The organism is Streptomyces aurantiacus, from assembly GCF_027107535.1.
Taxonomy (GTDB): Bacteria; Actinomycetota; Actinomycetes; order Streptomycetales; family Streptomycetaceae; genus Streptomyces.
The window spans coordinates 8,297,615-8,318,654 of record NZ_CP114283.1 but is presented as its reverse complement, the minus strand read 5'-3'; the positions used below and the strand labels follow the sequence as shown (position 1 = coordinate 8,318,654).

Annotated in this window: 19 protein-coding genes and 1 pseudogene; 13 read left to right on the top strand and 7 right to left on the bottom strand. The window is 72.3% G+C overall.

Going from position 1 to position 21,040, the window contains the following annotated elements; translation table 11 throughout:
• Complete coding sequence (locus tag O1Q96_RS38710) at positions 1 to 984, top strand: ABC transporter ATP-binding protein (protein ID WP_269252548.1); 984 nt, start codon at positions 1 to 3, stop codon at positions 982 to 984.
• Positions 977 to 2,161: an ABC transporter ATP-binding protein gene (locus O1Q96_RS38705; RefSeq protein WP_269252547.1), complete on the top strand. Its 1,185-nt coding sequence runs from the start codon at positions 977 to 979 to the stop codon at positions 2,159 to 2,161. The genes O1Q96_RS38710 and O1Q96_RS38705 overlap by 8 nt, the downstream gene beginning before the upstream one ends.
• A gap of 247 nt (positions 2,162 to 2,408) precedes the next feature.
• Here the strand turns inward: O1Q96_RS38705 and O1Q96_RS38700 are convergent, their stop codons facing one another.
• The gene (locus O1Q96_RS38700) at positions 2,409 to 4,559 is read right to left on the bottom strand and encodes a S9 family peptidase (protein ID WP_269252546.1); all 2,151 of its coding nucleotides are present in this window, start codon (positions 4,557 to 4,559) and stop codon (positions 2,409 to 2,411) included.
• A 181-nt stretch (positions 4,560 to 4,740) separates the two neighbouring features.
• Between O1Q96_RS38700 and O1Q96_RS38695 the strand changes: the two genes are divergently transcribed.
• The 5 genes from O1Q96_RS38695 to O1Q96_RS38675 all read left to right on the top strand — a co-directional run bounded on the left by O1Q96_RS38695 (position 4,741) and on the right by O1Q96_RS38675 (position 9,951).
• The gene (locus tag O1Q96_RS38695; protein ID WP_055611106.1) at positions 4,741 to 4,935 is read left to right on the top strand and encodes a hypothetical protein; all 195 of its coding nucleotides are present in this window, start codon (positions 4,741 to 4,743) and stop codon (positions 4,933 to 4,935) included.
• A gap of 21 nt (positions 4,936 to 4,956) precedes the next feature.
• Positions 4,957 to 5,886 carry an N-acetyl-1-D-myo-inositol-2-amino-2-deoxy-alpha-D-glucopyranoside deacetylase gene (gene mshB, locus O1Q96_RS38690; RefSeq protein ID WP_269252545.1) on the top strand — a complete coding sequence of 310 codons (930 nt, stop codon included), beginning with the start codon at positions 4,957 to 4,959 and terminating at the stop codon, positions 5,884 to 5,886.
• Between the two features lie 40 nt (positions 5,887 to 5,926).
• Complete coding sequence (locus O1Q96_RS38685) at positions 5,927 to 6,352, top strand: DUF6113 family protein (protein ID WP_269252544.1); 426 nt, start codon at positions 5,927 to 5,929, stop codon at positions 6,350 to 6,352.
• Between the two features lie 160 nt (positions 6,353 to 6,512).
• The gene (locus tag O1Q96_RS38680; protein ID WP_269252543.1) at positions 6,513 to 8,936 is read left to right on the top strand and encodes a hypothetical protein; all 2,424 of its coding nucleotides are present in this window, start codon (positions 6,513 to 6,515) and stop codon (positions 8,934 to 8,936) included.
• Between the two features lie 88 nt (positions 8,937 to 9,024).
• Complete coding sequence (locus O1Q96_RS38675; RefSeq protein WP_331276090.1) at positions 9,025 to 9,951, top strand: TroA family protein; 927 nt, start codon at positions 9,025 to 9,027, stop codon at positions 9,949 to 9,951.
• 7 nt (positions 9,952 to 9,958) lie between these two features.
• Here O1Q96_RS38675 and O1Q96_RS38670 read toward each other — a convergent pair whose 3' ends face one another.
• Together O1Q96_RS38670 and O1Q96_RS38665 are read right to left on the bottom strand one after the other, a co-directional pair.
• Entirely contained in the window at positions 9,959 to 10,810 is an 852-nt protein-coding gene (locus tag O1Q96_RS38670; protein ID WP_269252542.1) for a transglutaminase-like domain-containing protein, read from the bottom strand.
• Between the two features lie 185 nt (positions 10,811 to 10,995).
• Positions 10,996 to 11,997, bottom strand: a pseudogene (locus O1Q96_RS38665) (GNAT family N-acetyltransferase); the annotation flags it as partial.
• A 141-nt stretch (positions 11,998 to 12,138) separates the two neighbouring features.
• Between O1Q96_RS38665 and fdxA the strand changes: the two are divergent.
• Both fdxA and O1Q96_RS38655 read left to right on the top strand, forming a co-directional pair.
• On the top strand, positions 12,139 to 12,459 hold the full coding sequence (gene fdxA / locus O1Q96_RS38660; protein WP_019058397.1) for a ferredoxin: 321 nt from the start codon (positions 12,139 to 12,141) through the stop codon (positions 12,457 to 12,459).
• Positions 12,460 to 12,613: 154 nt separating this feature from the next.
• Positions 12,614 to 13,714, top strand: coding sequence for a bifunctional succinyldiaminopimelate transaminase/glutamate-prephenate aminotransferase (locus O1Q96_RS38655; RefSeq protein WP_269252540.1), 1,101 nt, complete (start codon positions 12,614 to 12,616; stop codon positions 13,712 to 13,714).
• Between the two features lie 111 nt (positions 13,715 to 13,825).
• Here the strand turns inward: O1Q96_RS38655 and O1Q96_RS38650 are convergent, their stop codons facing one another.
• Positions 13,826 to 14,263, bottom strand: coding sequence for an ATP-binding protein (locus O1Q96_RS38650; protein ID WP_269252539.1), 438 nt, complete (start codon positions 14,261 to 14,263; stop codon positions 13,826 to 13,828).
• Positions 14,264 to 14,627: 364 nt separating this feature from the next.
• Positions 14,628 to 15,605, bottom strand: a complete 978-nt coding sequence (locus tag O1Q96_RS38645) for a VldE C-terminal domain-containing protein (RefSeq protein WP_269252538.1) — start codon at positions 15,603 to 15,605, stop codon at positions 14,628 to 14,630.
• A 186-nt stretch (positions 15,606 to 15,791) separates the two neighbouring features.
• On the opposite strand from O1Q96_RS38645, the gene dapE reads away from it, so the two are divergent.
• Entirely contained in the window at positions 15,792 to 16,871 is a 1,080-nt protein-coding gene (dapE, locus tag O1Q96_RS38640; protein WP_217454300.1) for a succinyl-diaminopimelate desuccinylase, read from the top strand.
• 122 nt (positions 16,872 to 16,993) lie between these two features.
• Positions 16,994 to 17,752 (top strand): LOG family protein, encoded by a 759-nt coding sequence (locus O1Q96_RS38635; protein ID WP_269252537.1) that lies wholly within the window; start codon positions 16,994 to 16,996, stop codon positions 17,750 to 17,752.
• Positions 17,753 to 17,815: 63 nt separating this feature from the next.
• Here O1Q96_RS38635 and folP read toward each other — a convergent pair whose 3' ends face one another.
• Positions 17,816 to 18,676, bottom strand: coding sequence for a dihydropteroate synthase (folP, locus tag O1Q96_RS38630; protein ID WP_269252536.1), 861 nt, complete (start codon positions 18,674 to 18,676; stop codon positions 17,816 to 17,818).
• Between the two features lie 149 nt (positions 18,677 to 18,825).
• Here folP and O1Q96_RS38625 point away from each other — a divergent pair, with 149 nt between their 5' ends.
• A complete protein-coding gene (locus O1Q96_RS38625; RefSeq protein WP_269252535.1) occupies positions 18,826 to 19,185 on the top strand; it encodes a DivIVA domain-containing protein in 360 nt (119 codons plus the stop codon).
• A complete protein-coding gene (locus O1Q96_RS38620; RefSeq protein ID WP_269252534.1) occupies positions 19,182 to 19,766 on the top strand; it encodes a DNA-3-methyladenine glycosylase I in 585 nt (194 codons plus the stop codon). Before O1Q96_RS38625 ends, O1Q96_RS38620 begins: the two co-directional genes overlap by 4 nt.
• Positions 19,767 to 19,884: 118 nt before the next feature.
• Here the strand turns inward: O1Q96_RS38620 and chcB are convergent, their stop codons facing one another.
• Positions 19,885 to 20,691 (bottom strand): 2-cyclohexenylcarbonyl CoA isomerase, encoded by an 807-nt coding sequence (chcB, locus tag O1Q96_RS38615; RefSeq protein ID WP_269252533.1) that lies wholly within the window; start codon positions 20,689 to 20,691, stop codon positions 19,885 to 19,887.
• Positions 20,692 to 21,040: the final 349 nt, after the last annotated feature.

Here is a 21,040-nt window from a genome sequence, read left to right as displayed (position 1 = left end):
GTGCTGCTCGAAGTACGCGATCTGCACGTGGAGTTCAGGACCCGCGACGGCGTCGCCAAGGCCGTCAACGGCGTCACCTACGGCGTGGACGAGGGCGAGACGCTCGCCGTGCTCGGCGAGTCCGGCTCCGGCAAGTCCGTGACCGCACAGGCGATCATGGGCATCCTCGACACCCCGCCCGGGAAGATCACCGCAGGCGAGGTCCTCTTCCAGGGGGAGGACCTCCTGAAGTTCAAGGAGGAGAACCGGCGCAAGGTCCGCGGCGCCCGGATGGCGATGATCTTCCAGGACGCGCTGTCGTCCCTGAACCCGGTGCTCAGCGTCGGCGCCCAGCTCGGCGAGATGTTCATCGTCCACCAGAGCATGTCCAGGAAGGACGCCAGGACGAAGGCGGTCGAACTGATGGACCGGGTGCGCATCCCGGGCGCGGCCTCCCGCGTGGGCGACTACCCCCACCAGTTCTCCGGCGGCATGCGCCAGCGCATCATGATCGCGATGGCGCTGGCCCTCGAACCCGCCCTGATCATCGCCGACGAACCCACCACCGCCCTCGACGTCACCGTCCAGGCCCAGGTCATGGACCTGCTCGCCGAGCTCCAGCGCGAGCTCAACATGGGGCTCATCCTCATCACCCACGACCTCGGCGTGGTCGCGGACGTCGCCGACCGCATCGCCGTGATGTACGCGGGCCGGATCGTCGAGTCCGCCCCGGTCCACGACATCTACAAGGCCCCGGCGCACCCCTACACCAAGGGCCTCCTGGAGTCGATCCCGCGGCTCGACCAGAAGGGCCAGGAGCTCTACGCGATCAAGGGACTGCCGCCGAACCTCATGAACATCCCACCGGGCTGCGCCTTCAACCCGCGCTGCCCCATGGCCCAGGACGTCTGCCGCACCGACGTGCCGCCCCTGTACGAGGTGACCGAGGCGGGCACGGACCGTGTGAGCGCCTGCCACTTCTGGAGGGAGTGCCTCCATGGCTGAGCGGAGGAGCGGAGCGGTGGCCGAGTACCGGGACGCCCCGGTGGGCGAGCCGATCCTCCAGGTGCGCGGCCTCGTCAAGCACTACCCGCTCACCCAGGGAGTCCTGTTCCGCAAGCAGGTGGGCGCGGTCCGGGCCGTCGACGGAGTCGACTTCGCACTCGGCGCCGGAGAAACCCTCGGCATCGTCGGGGAGTCCGGCTGCGGCAAGTCCACCGTCGCCAAGATGCTGGTCAACCTCGAGCGGCCGACCGCGGGCGAGATCAGGTACAAGGGCGAGGACGTCACCAAGCTGTCCGGCCGCGCGCTGAAGGCCGTCCGCCGAAACATCCAGATGGTCTTCCAGGACCCGTACACCTCGCTCAACCCCCGTATGACCGTCGGCGACATCATCGGCGAGCCGTACGAGATCCACCCCGAGGTCGCGCCCAAGGGGGACCGGCGCCGGAAGGTCCAGGACCTGCTGGACGTGGTCGGGCTCAACCCGGAGTACATCAACCGCTATCCGCACCAGTTCTCCGGCGGCCAGCGCCAGCGCATCGGCATCGCGCGCGGTCTCGCCCTGCGCCCCGAGATCATCGTCGCGGACGAGCCGGTCTCCGCCCTCGACGTGTCCGTGCAGGCGCAGGTCATCAACCTGATGGACCGGCTCCAGAGCGAGTTCGACCTCAGTTACGTGTTCATCGCGCACGACCTGTCGATCGTGCGGCACATCTCCGACCGGGTCGGCGTGATGTACCTCGGCCGGATCGTGGAGACCGGCACGGAGGCCGAGATCTACGGGCACCCGACGCATCCCTACACACAGGCCCTGCTGTCCGCCGTGCCCGTCCCGGACCCGGAGGCACGCGAGCACCGGGAGCGGATCATCCTCTTCGGCGACGTGCCCTCGCCGGCGGACATCCCCTCCGGCTGCCGCTTCCGCACCCGCTGCTGGAAGGCCAGGGAGAGGTGCGCCCTGGAGGTCCCGCTGCTCGCGGTGCCCGCGGAGTTCCGGTACGAGGGCGGTCCGGCCGCCCACGAGTCGGCGTGCCACTTCGCGGAGGAGAAGCAGGTCGTCCCGCCGGAGACGCCGGAGACGGACAGGGGCCCGGACGAGGGCAGGGGCGGAACTCCGTACACGACTCCGGGCACGAACCTGGGCAAGATCCCGGACGAGCCGGGGGACGAGCCGGAATAGCATGACAAATGCGCATCAACTTCGTTAACACGCAGGCAACTTGGCCGACCCGATTCCGATATACGGACGCGTCAGTCTGAACAGCGTACGGCCGTGCGGGTGCCGTAGACCGGCCGGGGCGCGCCATGTTTCCCCGGCCGGTCGCACCCCCCTTTGCGCCTGAACCGGCGCCGCTCTCGCGGACCTGGCCGGTGCTTCGTCGTGGTTCCTCAATTGAGGGTTGCCGTGCTCGGTGGAGTATCGCTGTTCAGGCCAGTTTGAGAGCGCGCCGCAGGAAGTCCACCTGAAGGAGCAGCAGGTTCTCGGCGACCTGCTCCTGCGGGGTCATGTGCGTGACCCCGGACAGCGGCAGCACCTCGTGCGGACGGCCGGCCGCCAGCAGCGCGGAGGACAGCCGCAGCGAGTGCGCGACCACCACGTTGTCGTCGGCGAGACCGTGCACGATCATCATGGGCCGGGCCGGTTCGGCGGCCCCCACCAGGCCGTTGTCGTCGAGCAGCGAGTTCGCCGCGTACACCTCGGGCTGCCGGTTCGGATCGCCCAGGTACCGCTCGGTGTAGTGGGTGTCGTACAGCCGCTGGTCGGTGACCGGCGCGCCCACCACACCCGCGTGGAAGACGTCGGGGCGGCGCAGCACCGCGAGCCCCGCGAGATAACCGCCGAACGACCAGCCGCGGATCGCCACCCGGCCCAGGTCCAGCGGGAAGCGCTCGGCGAGCGCCCGGAGCGCGTGGATCTGGTCGTCGAGGACGACCGCCGCCAGATCGTCCTTGATCACTTTCTCCCAGGCCGGCGAGCGGCCCGGCATGCCCCGCCCGTCCGCCACGACCACGGCGAAGCCCTGGTCGGCGAACCACTGCGGGGTGAGGTACGCGTTGTGCGCGGCCAGCACGCGCTGCCCGTGCGGCCCGCCGTACGGGTCCATCAGCACCGGCAGTGGGCCGTCCGTGTAGCCGGTGGGGAGCAGAACGGCGCACGGCACGCGCCGCTCGCCCGCCTCCGTGAGCGTCACGCGCGGGCTCAGCCCGGGGTGTTCGGCCAGCGAGGCCACCGTCGCCGCGCGCCCCCTGCCGATCGTCGCCCCGCGCCCCCTGCGGTCGCTGTCGCGCACCACCTGGACCTGGGCTCCCGGCCGGTCGGGCACGGCCGACACGAGGACCGTCACGCCGCCCGCCCGCACCGCCGAATGCACACCGGGCTCCTGCGAGACCCGCTCCACACCGAGGTCGTTGACCCGGTAGACGTGCACTTCTCCGATCTCCGCGTCGGCCGCCGCCTCGCCGGCCGACGCGGACACCAGCACGTCGTCGTCCGACACGTCGAGCACGGCGCGTACGTGCAACTGCGGTCCTGTGAGCGGCCGTTCGCCCACCGCGAGCACGCGGGCACCGCCCTCGTCGACGATCCGCACGAGCTGTCCGCTCGGGCTCCAGCTGGGCACACCGGGGAAAAGATCAAGCCATTGTGGATCTTCGTCCGCGTGCACCATCCGGGTCGCCCCCGTGTCCGGGTCGACGGCCAGATACAGCTGGCTGCACTGGTCGCGGGCCTGCACCAGCAGCAGCGGCGCACCGGCCGACGACCAGTGCACCCGCGCCAGGTAGGGGTAGCGGGCCCGGTCCCACCGGACCTCCGTACGCGCCCCTTCGAGCCCCACGACGAAGAGCCGCACGTCCGCGTTGTCGGTACCCGCCGCCGGGTACGCGACCTGCTGCGGCTCCCGTTCGGGATGCGCCGGATCGGCGATCCACCAGCGGCGTACGGGAGCGTCGTCGGCCCGCGCGACCAGCAGCCGGTCCGACTCGGGCGACCACCAGAAGCCGCGCGAACGGCCCATCTCCTCGGCCGCGATGAACTCGGCGAGCCCGTAGGTGACCGTGTCCGATTCGGGCTCCACGAGCGCCCGGTCGCCCTCGCCCTCGGCGCCGACGACGCGCAGGGCGCCTCCGGCGACGTACGCGACGAACCGTCCGTCGGGAGAAGGGCGGGGGTCCAGTACAGGCCCGGGAACCCGCAGCTCACGTGCCGTTCCGGCCCTCAGCTCCGCGGTGAACAGCCGTCCCGACAAGGCGAAGGACGCCAACTCCACGGCCGCGTCGGTGGCGTAGCCGACGATGCCCGCCCCGCCCTCGCGGCTGCGCTCGCGCCGGGCCCGCTCCGCCGCCGAGAGCCGCTCCGAGGAGCCTTTGAGCAGCGCCGCCGGGTCGGCGGCGGGACGCTCCTTGCCGCCCGCCACGTCGAGGACCCACAGCTGGTTCGCCCGGTCCGTGCCGGACGAGGACCGCAGGAACACGACCCGCGAACCGTCGGGCGCCACGGTGAACGCGCGGGGCGCGCCCAGCGTGAAACGCAGGGTGCGCGCCTGCCGGCGCGGAAAGGAGAGAGGCTCGGTCGTCATGCTCCGACCATATTGGCCATGCGCCCCCTTGTGCGGCCGTGCGCCGATCGATGCGCACGCACGAATAGTTATGATCACTAGCGCTGCGTGGGTATCAACCTGCTGGCCGCTGTATGGATTTACTGCCCCCATTGTCCGACCCCGCCCCCCGTGTCCCTGGGATCTTTGGAGGTGAGCCGCCGTGGCACTTTCGATTTCGGCGGTAGTGCTGCTGGCGATCATCGTCTTCATCCTGATCAAGAAATCAGGACTGAAGGCGCCTCACGCCATCGTCTGTGTCCTGTTCGGCTTCTACCTGGCCAGTTCGACGATCGCGCCGACCATCAACGACCTGACCACGAACATCGCCGGCATGATCGGGGACATCAAGTTCTGACCCGCCTCGTAGGGTGGTCCCATGACGGAACTGCCCTCCACCAGCCTCCGGCCGGGGAACGCCCCCTCCCGCCCCGCTGGGCGTCTGCTCCTGGTGCACGCGCACCCGGACGACGAGGCGATCAACAACGGCGCGACCATGGCCCGGTACGCGGCCACGGGAGCCCAGGTCACGCTGGTCACCTGCACGCTGGGTGAGCAGGGCGAGGTCATCCCGCCCGAGCTCGCCCAGCTGTCGGGCGAGGCCCTCGGCGAGCACCGCATGGCGGAGCTCGCCGGAGCGATGCGTGAGCTGGGGGTGCGTGACGCCCGCTTCCTCGGCGGCGCAGGCCGCTACCAGGACTCCGGGATGATGGGCGTCCCGGAGAACGACAACCCCCGCTGCTTCTGGCGGGCGGACGTCGACGAGGCCGCCGCCGAGCTGGTCCGGGTGATCCGCGAGGTGCGCCCCCAGGTCCTCGTCACCTACGACCCGGACGGCGGGTACGGCCACCCGGACCACATCCAGACCCACCGCGTCGCCATGCGGGCCGCGGACCTGGCGGCCGAGCCGGACTTCGGGCCCGGCCTCGGCGAACCGTGGACCGTCGCGAAGATCTACTGGAACCGCGTGCCGCGCTCCGTCGCCGAAGAGGGCTTCGCCCGGCTGAAGGACGTGCTCGACGAACTGCCGTTCCCGGCCTGTGCCGCGGTCGACGACGTGCCGGGCGTGGTGGACGACTCCGCGATCACCACGGAGATCGACGGAACCGCCCACGCCGCCGCCAAAGCCGCCGCGATGCGGGCCCACGCCACGCAGATCGAGGTCGCCGAACCGTGGTTCGCGCTCTCCAACCACCTCGCTCAGCCGCTGTTCACCACCGAGTACTACGAGTTGGTGCGCGGCGAGAGGGAGGGCCCGGCGCGGGAGACGGATCTGTTCGCCGGGATCATCGAAGAGGGTGTCCGATGAGTCGTGGGGGACACCTGATGCGTACTGAGGTGTATGTCCGATGAGCGCAACGAACAAGCCGGGCCAGGGAAGCCTGCTGGCCCAGCCGCCGGCACTGCCCTCGCTCTCCCGGGCCGCCGCTCACCTGGGGCTCTTCGTGCTCGGAGCCGTGGTCGCGGCGGCCGGGGCCCTGGTCCAGTCGGGCTGGTTCCCGGGCGGGCTGGTGCTCGCGCTGGCCGGCGCGGCGGGGCTGTTCCTGGGCGGGGTGCGCGCGACCGGCGGCCGGGGCGGGGCGGTCGCGCCCGCGGCCGGCTGGATGATCGCCGTCATCCTCCTCACCGCCAGCCGTCCCGAGGGCGACTTCCTCTTCGCCGCGGGAGCCGGGTCCTACCTCTTCCTGCTCGGCGGCATGGCCGTGGCTGTGATGTGCGCCACCCTTGGCGCGGGGCGGCAACCAGGCGGGCCCGCCGCCCGACTTGGCAAGTGACGTACCACTTCGCCACAGCGGGCAGGTGCAAGTCCGGTGTGGGTTTCCCCGACGGCCGTAAAGCGTGTGCGACAAGTGGCCAGTATGGTGGTGCGCGCCGCCGAGCCGCCCGAATCGAGGTCGAGTAACCGGGCGGTGGAGCCAACCAGGAGAACCTGCCTTGAGTCGTGAAACTGACAGTTCGTCCTCCGGGCCCAACGGGCGCGGCGGAACCGCATACCCGTCGGGGACTCCGCCGTACGGAACGCCCATGGCTTCCGACGCCGCCGCCGACGCGGCACGTTCCGCCGCCGAGCGGCCGGAACAGCCCAAGACCGAGACCACGCTGACGACGCGGATCCGGATCAACATCCCCGGATCCCGGCCCATTCCGCCGGTCGTCATGCGCACGACCGTCGCGAGCGGCGAGTCCTCCGACGCCACAGGTGCGTCGCGACCGGCCGCCGCGGACGCGGGGCCGCCCGCCGGTGTGGGCGGGCCCGTGGACTCCGACACGGGGTCCCACGCGCTGCCCGTCGCCGGTACCGACGAGAAGACGAGCGAGTGGTTCGCTCCCCGCAAGTCCGGTGCGCCGAAGGGCGGCCCGGGCGGTGGCGGTACCAACGGCGCCGGAATGTCCGCCGGTTTGAGTGCGCAGGGCCCGGGGACGGGCGCCGGTGCGGGAGTTGGCGCCTCCGGCGGGCCCGGAGCGCGGCCGGGCGGCAGCGGCGCGCCCAAGGGCCCCGGTGCCGGTGGCACGGCCCGGCCCGGTGGCGCCAGGTCCGGCGGTACCAACGGCGCGGGGCTGCCCGGCGCGGGCGGCACCGGCCCGGTGGCGCCCGGTCACGGCGGCGGTACCGGTTCCTTCGACGTGTCCGGGGCGCTGGCGTCGGGACCGCTGGGCTCCGGTCCGACCGGCTCCCCGTACCCGGCGGGCGACGGCGGCGGCGAGCCGCGACGCGACGGGCTCCCGTACTTCTCCAACGGCGGCCAGGGCGGGCCCTCGGGTCCGACCGGCGGCCCGGTCACCGGGGACATGCCACTGGCGGCGCCCGGTCTTCCGGGCGGTCCCGGCGGCCCGGGAACCCCCGGCGGCCCCGGTGGCGGCCCGCGCACCCGCGGCGGCGCGGGCGACCCGAGCGGTCCGGGCTTCCCCGGGGGCCCTGGCGGCTCCGGCGGCCCGGGTCACCCCGGCAGCACCGGCGGCGCGGCATTCCCCGGCGGTCCGGGCGGCCATCGTGCGCCCGGCGGCCCCGGCGGCCCCGGCGGGCCAGGCGCGCCCGGCGGTCCCGGTGCCCATCGTGCTCCCGGCGGTCCGGACGTCTCGGGATTCCCCGGTGGCAAGGGTGCCCAGAGCGGCTCCGCCTTCCCCGGCGGGCCCGCCGGGACCGGCCGCCCCGGTGGCGTGATGAGCGACGACACCGCGATCCTCACCCCGCAGAAGCCCGCGCCCGAACCGGGTGCGCAGGGCTACGGCGGCGCCGGTGAGAATGTCTCGGGACACACCCTGACCAGCGGCATCCCCGTCGTGCCCCCGGCCCCGAACTCTCCGTTCGGACCGGGCGCGCACTCCGACGGACCGCAGCCGCACCAGCCCCCGAAGCTGCCCGACCCGGTCTCGCCGGCCGCGCCCGCCGCCTCGCGGCCCAAGAAGAAGAAGGGGCGCAACAAACTGGTGCTCCTGGTCACCGGAGTGGTGACCCTGGGCGGCCTCGCGTACGGCGCCGGACTGCTCATGAACCACTCCGACGTGCCCAAGGGCACCAGCGTGCTCGGCGTCGACATCGGCGGCGGCACCCGTGACGAGGCCGTCCAGAAGCTCGACGACGCCTTCAAGGCGCCTGCGGCCAAGGCGCTCCAGCTCTCGGTCGACGGCGACACCGTCGCGCTCAAGCCGGACCAGGCCGGGCTCCAGCTCGACAGCCAGGCCACGGTGCGGGCCGCCGCGGGCAGCGACTACAACCCCGTCTCGGTGATCGGTTCCCTGTTCGGCAACGAGCGGGTCGTCGCCCCGGTGATGCCGGTCGACGAGGAGAAGCTCGCCGCCGCCCTGGAGCGGGCCGCGGGCGGCTCCGGCTCGGCGACCGAGGGCACGATCAAGTTCGAGTCGGGCAAGGCCGTCGCCGTCTACGGCAAGGCGGGCAAGGGCATCGACATCGGCCGCTCCACGGAGGCCGTCGAGACGGCGTACCGCACGCAGGTGGAGACCGGGAAGTCGGCCGCCGTGAAGGTGCCCACCACGGCCAAGGAGCCCAAGGTCACCAAGGCCGAGGTCGACCGCATGATGAAGGAGTTCGCAGAGCCGGCGATGTCGGGTCTCGTGACCGTCAAGGCGGGCTCGGCGGTGGTCCAGTTCAGCCCCGAGAACTCCCTGTGGAAGTTCCTCGGCGTCAAGGCCACCGACGGGGGCAAACTGGTCGACTACTACGACTTGGCCGCGCTGAAGGAGCTGTACGGCGGCGCGTTCGACGGTGTGCTGATCACGCGGGGCAACGGCAACAAGACCGCCGTGACCCCCCAGGACGTGGTGGGCGCACTGCGCCCGGCGCTCGTCGGCAAGACGGCGGCGGACCGTGTCGGCGTGATCGAGACCGACCCCAGCTAGTGCCGAGGCACTAGCTTTTCGGCCCGTCGAGGGGGCACCCGGTGATGGCCGGGTGCCCCCTTGTCCCGTCCGGACCTCCGCCTCGTCGTTGCCCGAGCGGGCCGCGCTGGGCGGGTGCCGTATGGGCTGGGAGTTCACGGACGACCGGGGGATCACGGTTCGACGCGCCGGACGGCCCGAGCGGGTCGCCGCCTACGTACGAGCGGGCGCGGCGCTGCGGGACCTGGGAGCGAGGCCCGTCGGGGTCCACGGATCCGGCCACGACCGTGACGACGAGCCGGACCGGGTCACGTCGGGTTCACTCGCCGAGGTCCCGTACCTGGGCACGGGTGAAGGGCTCGACGACCCGGCGGCGCTCCACCGGCCTTCCGCCGAGGGGACTCCCGGGTCGCTTCGCTCCGTACGGCCCGATCTGGTCGTCGACGTCACGTACGACGGCGAGAAACCGTACGCGGTCACGGAGGCGGCGGCCGGCCGGGCGGGCGCGCCGGTGGTCGCCCTCGCGGTCGGCGGCGACACCCCGCTGCCCCGCATCCTGGCGCGCTTCGCCGAACTGGCCCGGTCGCTCGGGGGTGAACAGGCCGATGGTGAGGACGAGTTGGCGGCCGCCGAGGAAGCCGTGCGGTCGGTGGTCCCGGTTCCGCTGAAGGTGCTCGCGCTGTCGGCGGCAGGGCCCGGTCAGGTGCATCTCGCCCGTCCCCGTGCCTGGTCCGAGCTGCGTCATCTGGCCGAACTGGGCGTGGAGTTCGCCGACCCCGGCGCGGGCGGCGCGAACTGGGCCACGACGACGTGGGAGCACGCGGTGGGGCTCGCCCCCGACCTGGTCCTGGCGGACGCTCGCGCAAACGCCACCCCACCAGACGAATTGGCGGCCGTGCCCGACTGGCGCGCCCTGACCTCGGCCGCCGCGGTGGAGTCCTGGAATCCGGAACTGCCGTGCAGCGCCCCCGCGTGCGCCGCCTTCCTCCGGTCGGTGGCAGGCGCCTTGCAACTGCTGGCGGCCAAGGCGTCGTGAGGGGGTTTCAGTTGAGCATCGCGCGGGCCGCGTGGGCCTGGCGTCGTACCCGGTCGGCCGCCGGTTCGTCGACGGCGGCCACGATCTCCGCGTACGAGTCCAGTTCCGTGGCGCCCGTGAGGAAGTCGCCGCGCTGGACGAGCAGTTGGGCACGCTCGTAGCGCAGGCGGGCCGGGTGCGAGGGCAGCAGGAGCGAGAAATCTACGGCCCAGAGGGCGACGTCCGAGCGCTCGGGACGGGCGGCGGCCCAGGCACGGATGTTGTTGAGGATGCGCAGGACGACGTCGAGCGGATCGGCGGGCGACAGCATCGACGGGTCGAGGGGTGCTCCGGTGGCCCCGGCCACCAGCAGGTCGGCGTCGGTCCCGGTCAGGACCCGGCCGCCGTCGAAGGGGTCGGCTAGGACCTGCTCCTCGGGCGGACCGAAGCCGACGACGAAGTGACCGGGCAGGGCGACCCCGTAGACGGGCGCCCCGGCCCTTCGCGCGACCTCCATCCACACCACCGAGAGCAGGATGGGCAGCCCGCGGCGCCGCCGCAGCACCTCGTGCAGCAGGGAGGAGTCCAGGCGCTGGTAGTCACCGGGCGTACCGCGGAACCCGAGACGGCCGCCGAGGTGCTCCGCGAGCACCGTGGCCCAGCGCCGCGTCCCGCCGGGCCGGAAGGGCAGCTGCCCGGCCAGCCGGTCCAGCTCGATCTGCGCCGCGTCCAGAGCGGCCTCGGTCACCTCCCCGTCCGCCTGCGCGCCCACCAGCAGACACAGGGCCGACAGGTCGGGGCGCTCGGCCCGTGCCTCGTCGCCGAACCGCCGCCGCCACTCGGCGCTCCGCTCCGGCCCGGGAGGATGAAGAGGACGCATAGCTGCTTCGTGCCCTTTCACGCCGATCGATACCGGTCCGTGGCTCCGCCACGCAGTTCCCCGCGGAGCGTGTCGAGGCCTGTGCGGGGTGCGTCCGCGGGGTGGCCGGGTGCGGGAGCGTCGTGGCCGGTCGCGCAGTTCCCCGCGCCCCTCGCGGAGGCTGCCTCCTGCGGGGCCGGGGCCCCCGCCGGCTCGCGGTAGTGGTGGTACGCGTGATGGGCGGCGAAACCCATCCCCGCGTACAGCGCCCGTGCTCCCTCGTTCCCGGCTTCCACCTGGAGCCAGGCGGCCGAGGCACCCTCGTCCAGGGCCCGGCGGGCCAGAGCGGTCATGACGGTGGTGGCGAGCCCCTGTCGGCGCAGCGCGGGGTCCACCTCCACCGCGGCGAACCCGGCCCAGCGGCCGTCGACCACACAGCGGCCGATCGCCGCCGGACTGCCCGGCACGTCACCGGGCACGGTCGCGAACCACACCGAGGGACCGCTGCCCAGCACCTTCAGGGCCACCTCGCTCACCCCCTTGCGCTGGTAGCGGCCCAGCCACCCCTCGTCCGCCTCGCGGGACAGCACGGCCCGCCGCTCCGGTCCGGGCTCCGGGAGGTCGCCCACCGGCGCCAGCGCGCCGGTCCACAGCTCCGCTGTCACCTCGCGCACCCACCCCCGGGCCTCCAGGTCCGCGCACAGCGACTCCTGTGTGCCCTCGGCGCCCGTCGCGGTCTGCGTGTAGGCGGGCAGCCCCCGGGCCGCGTACCACTCCCGCACGCGTGACAGCGCCTCGTCCAGGGGCACGCCCGGATCGCCGAGGGGCAGCACCGAGTTGGCGCGCCGGGTGAAACCGGACGCGGCCCGCAGCTCCCACTGCCCGAGCCGCTCCCGCTCCACCGGCTGCCAGGCCCGCGCGGCGATGCGCGCCAGCTCCTCGTACGAGGCCGCGGGGCCTCTGCGCCGGGCGGGCGCGGACGGTACGACCTTGCCCGCCACCAGCGCCGATTCCGGAATCCGGACGCTCTCGCCGGACCGGCGTGTGATCAGCAGCACACCGTTGTCCCATGATGTGAGAACACCGACCGTGTCGGTGAACTTCTCACCCTCGGGAGCCCCTTCGCGCAACCGTCGCACCGAGACGCGTTTTCCCACGTCAGCAGCGGTAACGCGAACTTCAAGCCGGAAGTGTGCGGAGAAATCCACAGCTCAGTCCAACCCTCCTGTTCGGATCATGCCCAGGAACGGAGATACTAGGTGCGGGCATCGACGACGCCGCGCTCCCGCGCGCCAGGTGGCGGAGCCTGAAGACGGCTCGCCAGCGCCCTATCGAGGAGGAACGACAGCGTGACCTACGTCATCGCGCAGCCTTGTGTCGACGTCAAGGACAAGGCGTGCATCGAGGAGTGCCCGGTCGACTGCATCTACGAGGGCTCCCGGTCCTTGTACATCCACCCGGACGAATGCGTCGACTGCGGTGCCTGTGAGCCGGTCTGCCCGGTCGAGGCGATCTTCTACGAGGACGACACTCCCGAGGAGTGGAAGGACTACTACAAGGCGAACGTCGAGTTCTTCGACGAGCTCGGCTCGCCCGGCGGTGCCAGCAAGCTGGGACTCATCGAGCGCGACCACCCCTTCGTCGCAGCGCTGCCGCCGCAGAACCAGTAGGCGGCCCGTGTGCTCGCGGCCCCGCCCGGCGGTGGCCGGGTGAGCGCCGCCCCGGTCCCGTACGGCCACACCGCCGTGCGGGACCGCCCTGTTTGCCGCACGCGCCACACGTGCGCACGGACGGGCCGTCCGTGCGGGAAAGTGAGCACCATCCGTGTCCGCAGTCTCCGACCGGCTTCCCGCCTTTCCCTGGGACAAGCTGGAGCCCTTCAAGGCGACGGCCGCCGCCCACCCGGACGGCATCGTCGACCTGTCCGTCGGCACCCCGGTCGACCCGGTGCCCGACCTGATCCAGAAAGCCCTGGTCGCGGCCGCCGACTCGCCCGGCTATCCCACGGTGTGGGGCACCCCGGAGCTGCGGGACGCGCTGGTCGGCTGGTGCGAGCGACGGCTGGGCGCACGGGACCTCACGCACCGCAACGTCCTGCCGGTGGTCGGCTCCAAGGAGCTGGTGGCCTGGCTGCCGACGCAGCTGGGACTCGGCCCCGGCGACAGGGTGGCGTACCCGCGTCTGGCGTACCCGACGTACGAGGTCGGTGCCCGGCTGGCCCGCGCGGACCACGTGGCCTATGACGACCCCACCGAGCTGGACCCGGCCGGCCTGAAGCTGCTGTGGCTCAACTCCCCGTCCAACCCGACGGGCCGGGTCCTCTCCGCGGGCGAGCTCGAGCGGATCGTCGCGTGGGCGCGCGAGCACGGCATCCTCGTCCTCGCGGACGAGTGCTACCTGGAGCTGGGCTGGGAGGCCGACCCGGTCTCGGTCCTGCACCCCGAGGTGTGCGGCGGCTCGTACGAGGGGATCGTGGCGGTCCACTCGCTGTCGAAGCGGTCGAACCTGGCGGGCTACCGGGCGGCGTTCCTGGCCGGCGACCCCGCCGTCCTCGGCGACCTCCTGCAGATCCGCAAGCACGGCGGCATGATGACGTCCGCGCCCACGCAGGCCGCCACGGTCGCCGCCCTCGCCGACGACACCCACGTCCGTGAACAGCGCGAGCGCTACGCGGCCCGCCGTCAGCTCCTGCGCGACGCCCTCGTGCGGCACGGCTTCCGCATCGAGCACAGCGAGGCGAGCCTGTACCTCTGGGCGACCCGCGGCGAATCCTGCTGGGACACGGTGGCCCACCTGGCCGCCCTCGGCATCCTGGTGGCCCCGGGCGACTTCTACGGCCCGGCGGGCGACACGTTCGTACGCGTGGCTCTGACGGCGACCGACGAACGCGTACGCGCGGCGGTACAGCGCCTGGCGCCTCGCTAGGGAAGTCCTTACCGGCGCCCCTTCCCGCGGGCCCCGGGGCCGGACCCGCCGGACACGGGCGAAGGGGCCCAGGGAAACTCCCTGGGCCCCTTCGCCGTGCCGTCCCGGTGACTAGCCGAGGGGCAGGCCCTTCAGCGGGAGCTGCTCGGTCGGCAGCCCGCCCTTGGAGACCGCGTCGGTCGGCAGGCCCCCGCCGGTGGCGGATCCCGCGGTGTCACCGAGCACGTCACCCGTGGTCCCGGCGACGTCCCCGGCGGTCTTCTGCGCGGCGGGCGTCGCGGTCTTGACGGCCTTGCCGCCCGTCTTGCCCGCGGTCGGGACGGCCTTCTTCACGGCCTTGCCGCCCGTGTTGCCGGCCAGGCCGGTGGCGTTCTGTGCGGCGCCGTCGACGGTGGTACCCGCGGTGTCCAGCGCGGTCACCCCGCCGAGGTCGGGGGTGGCCGGCAGCGCGGCCGCGCTCGCGGAGCCGGCCGCACCGACCACGGGCGCCACTCCCGCTGCGATGAGCAGCGCGGTACGGGCGATCCGACGGGTCAGGGGGAGGGACATGGTGCTCCTTTGACGGAAGAGAACGATGAAGTGTTCCGCCGTGCCCGGCAGTTGACCGACTGGCTGTCGGACTGCTGTCGATCGACCGGCTGTTGATCGTTCCGGGCTCGGACGCAGTGACTACCGCTCGAAGTCCGCGAAGGTTGCGGTGCCCCAACGTAAAGAGTTGGTAATGCGTCGCATTATCGGCTGTGGAGAAACCCGGGCAAAGAACACCCGGTGGGAAAGTCCGTCGAATCCCTACGGCCCTTTGTTCCCAAGGGATTTGCCGTGCACGGGACAGGAGCGGCGCAGGCCGGGGGAAAATCGGGGCGAGCCGTCGACATGGCGCGCCGGGAGTGACCCCAACGGGTGATCGTCCGTACTACTGCCCAGTGACGATTCGGACTTCGCCCGTGGAGTTCCGGGAGACCGAGTCGTCGTCCCGCCACTCGCTCCGGGTGTTCCCCGCCGTCCACACCCGGCCCGCGTACGAGACCCGCTCGAGGTGCAGCGCCGAGGAGTTGGCCACCGCCCAGTGCGCGAGGGCCCAGCCGCGCTGCCGCTCCCCGCCTCCGGCGGCCGAGGTCTTCGGGACGGGCACGGTCACCGTGCGCGCACTGCCCGAGCCGCTCGCCCCGGTGGACGGGGAGGCCGGGCTCGCGGCGGACGGGGTGGCGGCCACCTCGGCGCCCGCCTCCTGGAACACCCCACGTCCGAAGTCCCGTACGAGCGCCGTGCGCACCGCCTCCGGGCCGCCGGCACGGGTGTCCGGGCGGCCCTCGCAGGTTAGCGTGGCGGCGGCGCGCCCGGTCAGGGCCGCCGCGAGCAGCGTCGCGTCCGGCTCGTGCTTCGCGTACGCCTCCGGGTAGCCGCTGCGCTGGACGCGCTGGGCGGCGACGGTGAGCGGCAGCCGTGTGTAGTCCGGCACCTTGCCCAGGTGTTCGTAGAACTCACCCGCCGCGTACGTCGGGTCCATGATCTCCTTCTCGGTGCCCCAGCCCTGCGAGGGCCGCTGCTGGAAGAGCCCCAGTGAATCGCGGTCGCCATGGCTGATGTTGCGCAGGGCGGACTCCTGGAGCGCTGTCGCGAGAGCGATCGTGACGGCCCGCTCGGGCATGCGGCGGTTGGCGCCGACCGCGGAGATCGTCGCCGCGTTCACCGCCTGTTCCGCCGTGAACTCGTACGACGCGCCGTCGCCTCTGCCCGAGACCACCGTGCACTTGGGCACCCCGGTCCCTCCGGTCAGGTACTGCACGGTGAGGTACGCCGCGACGCCGAGCAGAACGACGAGGGCCGATCCGAAACGGAGGAAGCGACCGCGGCGCACGGGGGTGGCTGGAGTGGTGGACGGCTCTGGCACCCGTACAAGGTACTGGAGAGTACGGTCGGCGCTCTGTGAGGTTGTGGACAAGCCGGCGGGACGACGCCATCAGTCCGGTGACAGGCCCGGTGCGGGATCCGGGGGCAGGTCCGGTGGCGGCGCCGGGGCCGCGGCGGGCTCCGGGCCGGGGAGGCCCGTACGGTCCGGCGCGTTAGGGTCGACGGCATGGCCGACACCCCGCTTGACCTCACCCTGGACGCCGCCCGGCTCACCGCGCAGCTCGTCGACTTCCCCTCGGAGAGCGGCACCGAGAAGCCCCTCGCCGACGCCGTCGAGACCGCCCTGCGCGGCCTGCCGCACCTCACGGTCGACCGGTACGGCAACAACGTCGTCGCGCGGACGAACCTGGGCCGGGCCGAGCGCGTGATCCTGGCCGGACACATCGACACGGTGCCCATCGCGGACAACGTGCCCTCACGGCTGGACGAGAACGGCGTGCTCTGGGGCTGCGGCACCTGCGACATGAAGTCGGGCGTCGCGGTGCAGCTGCGGATCGCGGCCACGGTGCCGGCCCCCAACCGGGACCTCACCTTCGTCTTCTACGACAACGAAGAGGTCGCCGCGCACCTGAACGGCCTCAGGCATGTGGCCGAGGCCCACCCCGACTGGCTGGCGGGCGACTTCGCGGTCCTGCTGGAGCCGTCCGACGGACAGGTCGAGGGCGGCTGCCAGGGAACCCTGCGGGTGCTGCTGCGGACGAAGGGCGAGCGGGCGCACTCCGCGCGCGGCTGGATGGGCTCCAACGCCATCCACGCGGCCTCCCCGATCCTCGCGCGCCTCGCCTCCTACGAGCCGCGCCGCCCGGTCATCGACGGCCTCGAGTACCGCGAGGGTCTGAACGCCGTCGGGATCTCGGGCGGGGTGGCGGGCAACGTCATCCCCGACGAGTGCGTGGTGACCGTCAACTTCCGTTACGCGCCGGACCGCGGCGAGGAGGAGGCACTCGCCCACGTCCGTGAGGTCTTCGCCGACTGCGGTGTCGACGAGTTCGTCGTCGACGACCACAGCGGCGCGGCGCTGCCCGGCCTGTCCCACCCGGCCGCGGCCGCCTTCATCGAGGCCGTCGGGGGCACCCCGCAGCCCAAGTTCGGCTGGACCGACGTCTCCCGCTTCAGTGCCCTCGGTGTTCCGGCCGTCAACTACGGGCCCGGCAATCCGCACTTGGCACACAAGCGGGACGAACATGTCGAAACAGGGAAGATCCTGGCGGGCGAGGAGCGGCTGAGGGCCTGGCTGACTGCCTGACCCGGCCTCCCGGTCCGGCGGCCGTGCCGTGGCGGTTCGTGGCGGACATGCCCGCTTCCCCCCTCCTTGACCCGCGTAGATCTACGCTGAGGAAGAACGATCGCCAAGCGGAGGGAGCGGATATGGCTACCGGCAACCCCGAGGGCAGCAAGCAGCCACCGGAGGAGCAGCGGCTGGGCCCCGTGCTGCGCAGGCGGGAGCAGGTGCAGGCGAGTACGACGGACCAGCGCCTGCTGGACGCCGGCGGACCCTCGGACTGGGTGCACACCGATCCCTGGCGGGTCCTGCGTATCCAGTCGGAGTTCATCGAGGGCTTCGGCACACTGGCCGAACTCCCGCCCGCGATCAGCGTGTTCGGCTCGGCGCGCACGCCGGCGGACTCTCCCGAGTACGAGGCGGGGGTCGCGCTGGGCCGTGGACTGGTCGAGGCGGGCTTCGCCGTGATCACGGGCGGCGGCCCCGGTGCCATGGAGGCCGCCAACAAGGGCGCCTGCGAGGCGAAGGGCATCTCCGTCGGCCTCGGCATCGAGCTGCCCTTCGAGCAGGGGCTCAACCAGTACGTCGACATCGGCCTCAACTTCCGCTACTTCTTCGTCCGCAAGATGATGTTCGTGAAGTACGCGCAGGGGTTCGTGGTCCTTCCCGGCGGGCTCGGCACCCTCGACGAGCTCTTCGAGGCCCTCACCCTCGTGCAGACCCAGAAGGTGACCAGCTTCCCGATCGTGCTCTTCGGTACGGAGTACTGGGGCGGGCTGGTGGACTGGCTGAAGAACACCCTGATCGCCCAGGGCAAGGCCTCGGAGAAGGACCTGCTGCTGTTCCACCTCACGGACGACGTGGACGAGGCGGTGGCCCTGGTGTCGAAGGAGGCGGGGAGGTAGCACGGCCTCTTCCCTCGCCCGTCCCGCCCACCGGGGCGTGGCGGGCGGGGGCGGGACCGGGCTCTACGCCAGTCCCCGCCGGGCCACCGCCGGTGGCCGGTGCCCGGCGATCGACGTCACCATGTCCAGCACCTGACGCGTCTCGGCCACCTCGTGGACCCGGTACACCTGGGCCCCCAGCCACGCGGACACGGCGGTCGTCGCGAGCGTGCCGATCACCCGCTCCTTCACCGGCCGGTCGAGCGTCTCTCCCACGAAGTCCTTGTTGGACAGGGAGACCAGCACGGGCCACCCGGTCTCGACCATCTCCCCGAGCCGCCGCGTGGCCTCGAGGCTGTGCCGCGTGTTCTTGCCGAAGTCGTGCCCGGGATCGATGAGCACCGACTCCCGCGGCACCCCGGCCGCCACGGCCCGCTCGGCCAGCGCCGACGTCACCCGCAGGATGTCCGCCATGACGTCGTCGTACGCGATGCGGTGGGGACGCGTCCGGGGCTGGGTCTCACCGGCGTGCGTGCACACGAGGCCCACCCCGTACCGCCCGGCGACCTCCGCGAGCCGCGGATCGACCCCGCCCCACGCGTCGTTGAGCAGGTCCGCGCCCGCCTCGCACACGGCCTCGCCCACCTCGTGCCGCCACGTGTCGACGCTGATGACCACGTCGGGGAAGCGGCGCCGCACCTCGGCGACGAACCCGACGGTCCGCCGCGCCTCCTCCTCGGCCGTGACCTCCTCGCCCGGCCCGGCCTTGACGCCCCCGATGTCGATGATGGCGGCACCCTCGGCCACCGCCTGCTCCACGCGCGCGAGTGCAGGCTCGTCGCGGAAGGTGGCCCCCTGGTCGTAGAAGGAGTCCGGGGTCCGGTTCACGATCGCCATGATCACCGGCTCGTGCGCGCCGAACTCGCGCCTGCCCAGCCTGAGCATCCCCTGTGACCTCTCCCGGTAGCCGACAGCGGATGTCGCCGTTCCGCCGCCTGTGACCCTAACCGTCGGAGCGGCATGGCACGATCGGTGCCTGACACTTTCCGCGTCGGCGCGCCCCGCGTCGGCATCGATGCGTGGGGACCTCAGAGATGTTCATGTTCCTGTTCCTGGTCGTCGCCCTCGTCGTCGTGGTCGGCGCGGTGACCCTCTCCGTGGTGGGGGGCGGTGACAGCGGCCCCCTCACCGAGGTGCCGCCGGAGCGCCTGCGGGACCCGCTGCCCCCGGACCGCCCGCTGCACCGCGGCGACGTGGAGGCACTGCGCTTCCCCCTGACGCTGCGCGGCTACCGCATGACCGACGTGGACGACGCCCTGGGCCGCCTCGGTGCCGAACTGGCCGAGCGGGACGCACGGATCGCCGACCTGGAGGCCGCGCTGGCCGGAGCCCGCTCCGCCCGCTCGACCCCGGCCGCCTCCCTGGACAAGCCCGCGGACGAGGACCACCGGTGAGCGACGCCCTGCCGGGCCCGGACGGGGCACTGCGCTGCCCCTGGGCCCTGTCGGCCGAGGACTACGTGGCGTACCACGACGAGGAGTGGGGCCGCCCGGTCCACGGCGACGACGCGTTGTACGAGCGGCTGTGCCTGGAGGCCTTCCAGTCGGGCCTGTCCTGGATCACGATCCTGCGCCGCCGCGAGGGCTTCCGCACCGCCTTCGCCGGATTCAAGATCGCCGACGTCGCCGCCTTCACGGACGCCGACAAGGAGCGCCTCCTCGCCGACCCGGGCATCATCCGCAACCGCGCCAAGATCGAGGCGACCGTCGCCAACGCGCGCGTACTGGCCGAATGGACGCCGGGCGAGCTGGACGAACTGATCTGGTCCTTCGCCCCCGACCCGGCCGCGCGCCCGGCCCCGAAGGGGCTGTCCGACGTCCCGGCCGTGACCGACGAGTCGACAGCCCTCTCCAAGGCCCTCAAGAAGCGCGGCATCCGCTTCGTCGGCCCGACGACGGCCTACGCCCTGATGCAGGCCTGCGGCCTGGTCGACGACCACTTGACGGACTGCGTGTCCAGGAAAGGCGCCCCATAGGCGTCACGGGAGGCGCCCCGCAGGGGTGCGGGGAACCGCGCGACCAGCCCCGCCGGGCCGGTACTGCCCGATCCGGGCCGGCACCCCCTGATCCGGCCCGATCCGGCGAAGCGAAGCGTCACCGTCCCAGGTACTTCGGCTTCTCCTTGTTGACGAACGCCTGCACCGCGATCATGTGGTCCTCGGAGGACCCGGCCCGGGTCTGCAGTTCGTCCTCCTTCTCCAGGGTCTCCTCCAGCGAGTGGGCGAGCCCGTAGGCGAGGGACTCCTTGAGCGCGGCATACGCCAGAGTGGGCCCCTCGGCCAGGCCCCGGGCCACCTTCACCGCCTCGGCGGCCAGGTCGGCGGACGGTACGACGCGGTTGGCGATCCCCAGCTCGTACGCCTCCTGAGCGGTGATGCTGCGCGGGAAGAGCAGGAGATCAGCCGCACGCGAGGGTCCGACGACCCGGGGCAGCGTCCACGAGATCCCGGAGTCCGCGGTCAGCGCGACACCGGCGAACGACGTGTTGAAGGCGGCCGTGTCGGCGACGACGCGATAGTCCGCGGCGAGCGCGAACCCGAAACCCGCGCCGGCCGCGACACCGTTGACCGCGGCCACCACCGGCTTCGCCGCCCCGGTCAGGGCCAGCACGATCGGGTTGTAGTGCTCCTGGACCGTGCTCATGACACCCCCGCCCGAGCCGGACTCGCGCGCCGTCATCAGCCCGCCGACGTGTTCCTTGAGGTCCTGGCCCACACAGAACGCCCGGTCGCCCGCCGCGGTGAGCAGCACGGCCCGTACGGAGTCGTCCGCCGCTGCCGCCTGAGCCGCCTCGCGGAGGGCGACCTTGGTCTCGTTGTTCATCGCGTTCATCGCCTCGGGGCGGTTCAGCGTGATCGTCGCGAGTCCGTCGCTCACCTCGTAGAGCACGGTGTCGGCCATGATGGTCCCCTCCGGTGTCGCGGCTCCGGCGTACCCGTCGGTACGCACTGGTCTGAGGACAGCATGGCGGAGATCACGATGACCGGCGGCGTTCGTACATGTGACCTGCGTCAAAGAATTCCGGCGCCCGAAAGTCCATGCAGTGGCGGAGTATCGCAGCCACATCGCCGAATTGAGTGGTTTTGCTCAACTGCGTTGCGCAAGCGATGCCGACTGATGTTGGTCATCGGGTCCTGAGATGCGGGATAATGGCTGGGAAGCAATGTGTTCGATGCCGGTGACGCGTGTCCGACGGGTGGACGCGTGCCCTTCAGTGGGGCCGTCGGCGACGATGAGCTGGTTTCAGGAA

Coding starts and splice junctions, on each gene's coding strand:
- O1Q96_RS38670 (WP_269252542.1), bottom strand. CDS start 10,810: ATGCGTCCTCTTCATCCTCCCGGGCCGGAGCGGAGCGCCGAGTGGCGG.
- O1Q96_RS38700 (WP_269252546.1), bottom strand. CDS start 4,559: ATGACGACCGAGCCTCTCTCCTTTCCGCGCCGGCAGGCGCGCACCCTG.
- dapE (WP_217454300.1), top strand. CDS start 15,792: ATGGCCGACACCCCGCTTGACCTCACCCTGGACGCCGCCCGGCTCACC.
- O1Q96_RS38650 (WP_269252539.1), bottom strand. CDS start 14,263: ATGTCCCTCCCCCTGACCCGTCGGATCGCCCGTACCGCGCTGCTCATC.
- O1Q96_RS38635 (WP_269252537.1), top strand. CDS start 16,994: ATGGCTACCGGCAACCCCGAGGGCAGCAAGCAGCCACCGGAGGAGCAG.
- O1Q96_RS38625 (WP_269252535.1), top strand. CDS start 18,826: ATGTTCATGTTCCTGTTCCTGGTCGTCGCCCTCGTCGTCGTGGTCGGC.
- O1Q96_RS38705 (WP_269252547.1), top strand. CDS start 977: ATGGCTGAGCGGAGGAGCGGAGCGGTGGCCGAGTACCGGGACGCCCCG.
- mshB (WP_269252545.1), top strand. CDS start 4,957: ATGACGGAACTGCCCTCCACCAGCCTCCGGCCGGGGAACGCCCCCTCC.
- O1Q96_RS38685 (WP_269252544.1), top strand. CDS start 5,927: ATGAGCGCAACGAACAAGCCGGGCCAGGGAAGCCTGCTGGCCCAGCCG.
- folP (WP_269252536.1), bottom strand. CDS start 18,676: ATGCTCAGGCTGGGCAGGCGCGAGTTCGGCGCGCACGAGCCGGTGATC.
- chcB (WP_269252533.1), bottom strand. CDS start 20,691: ATGGCCGACACCGTGCTCTACGAGGTGAGCGACGGACTCGCGACGATC.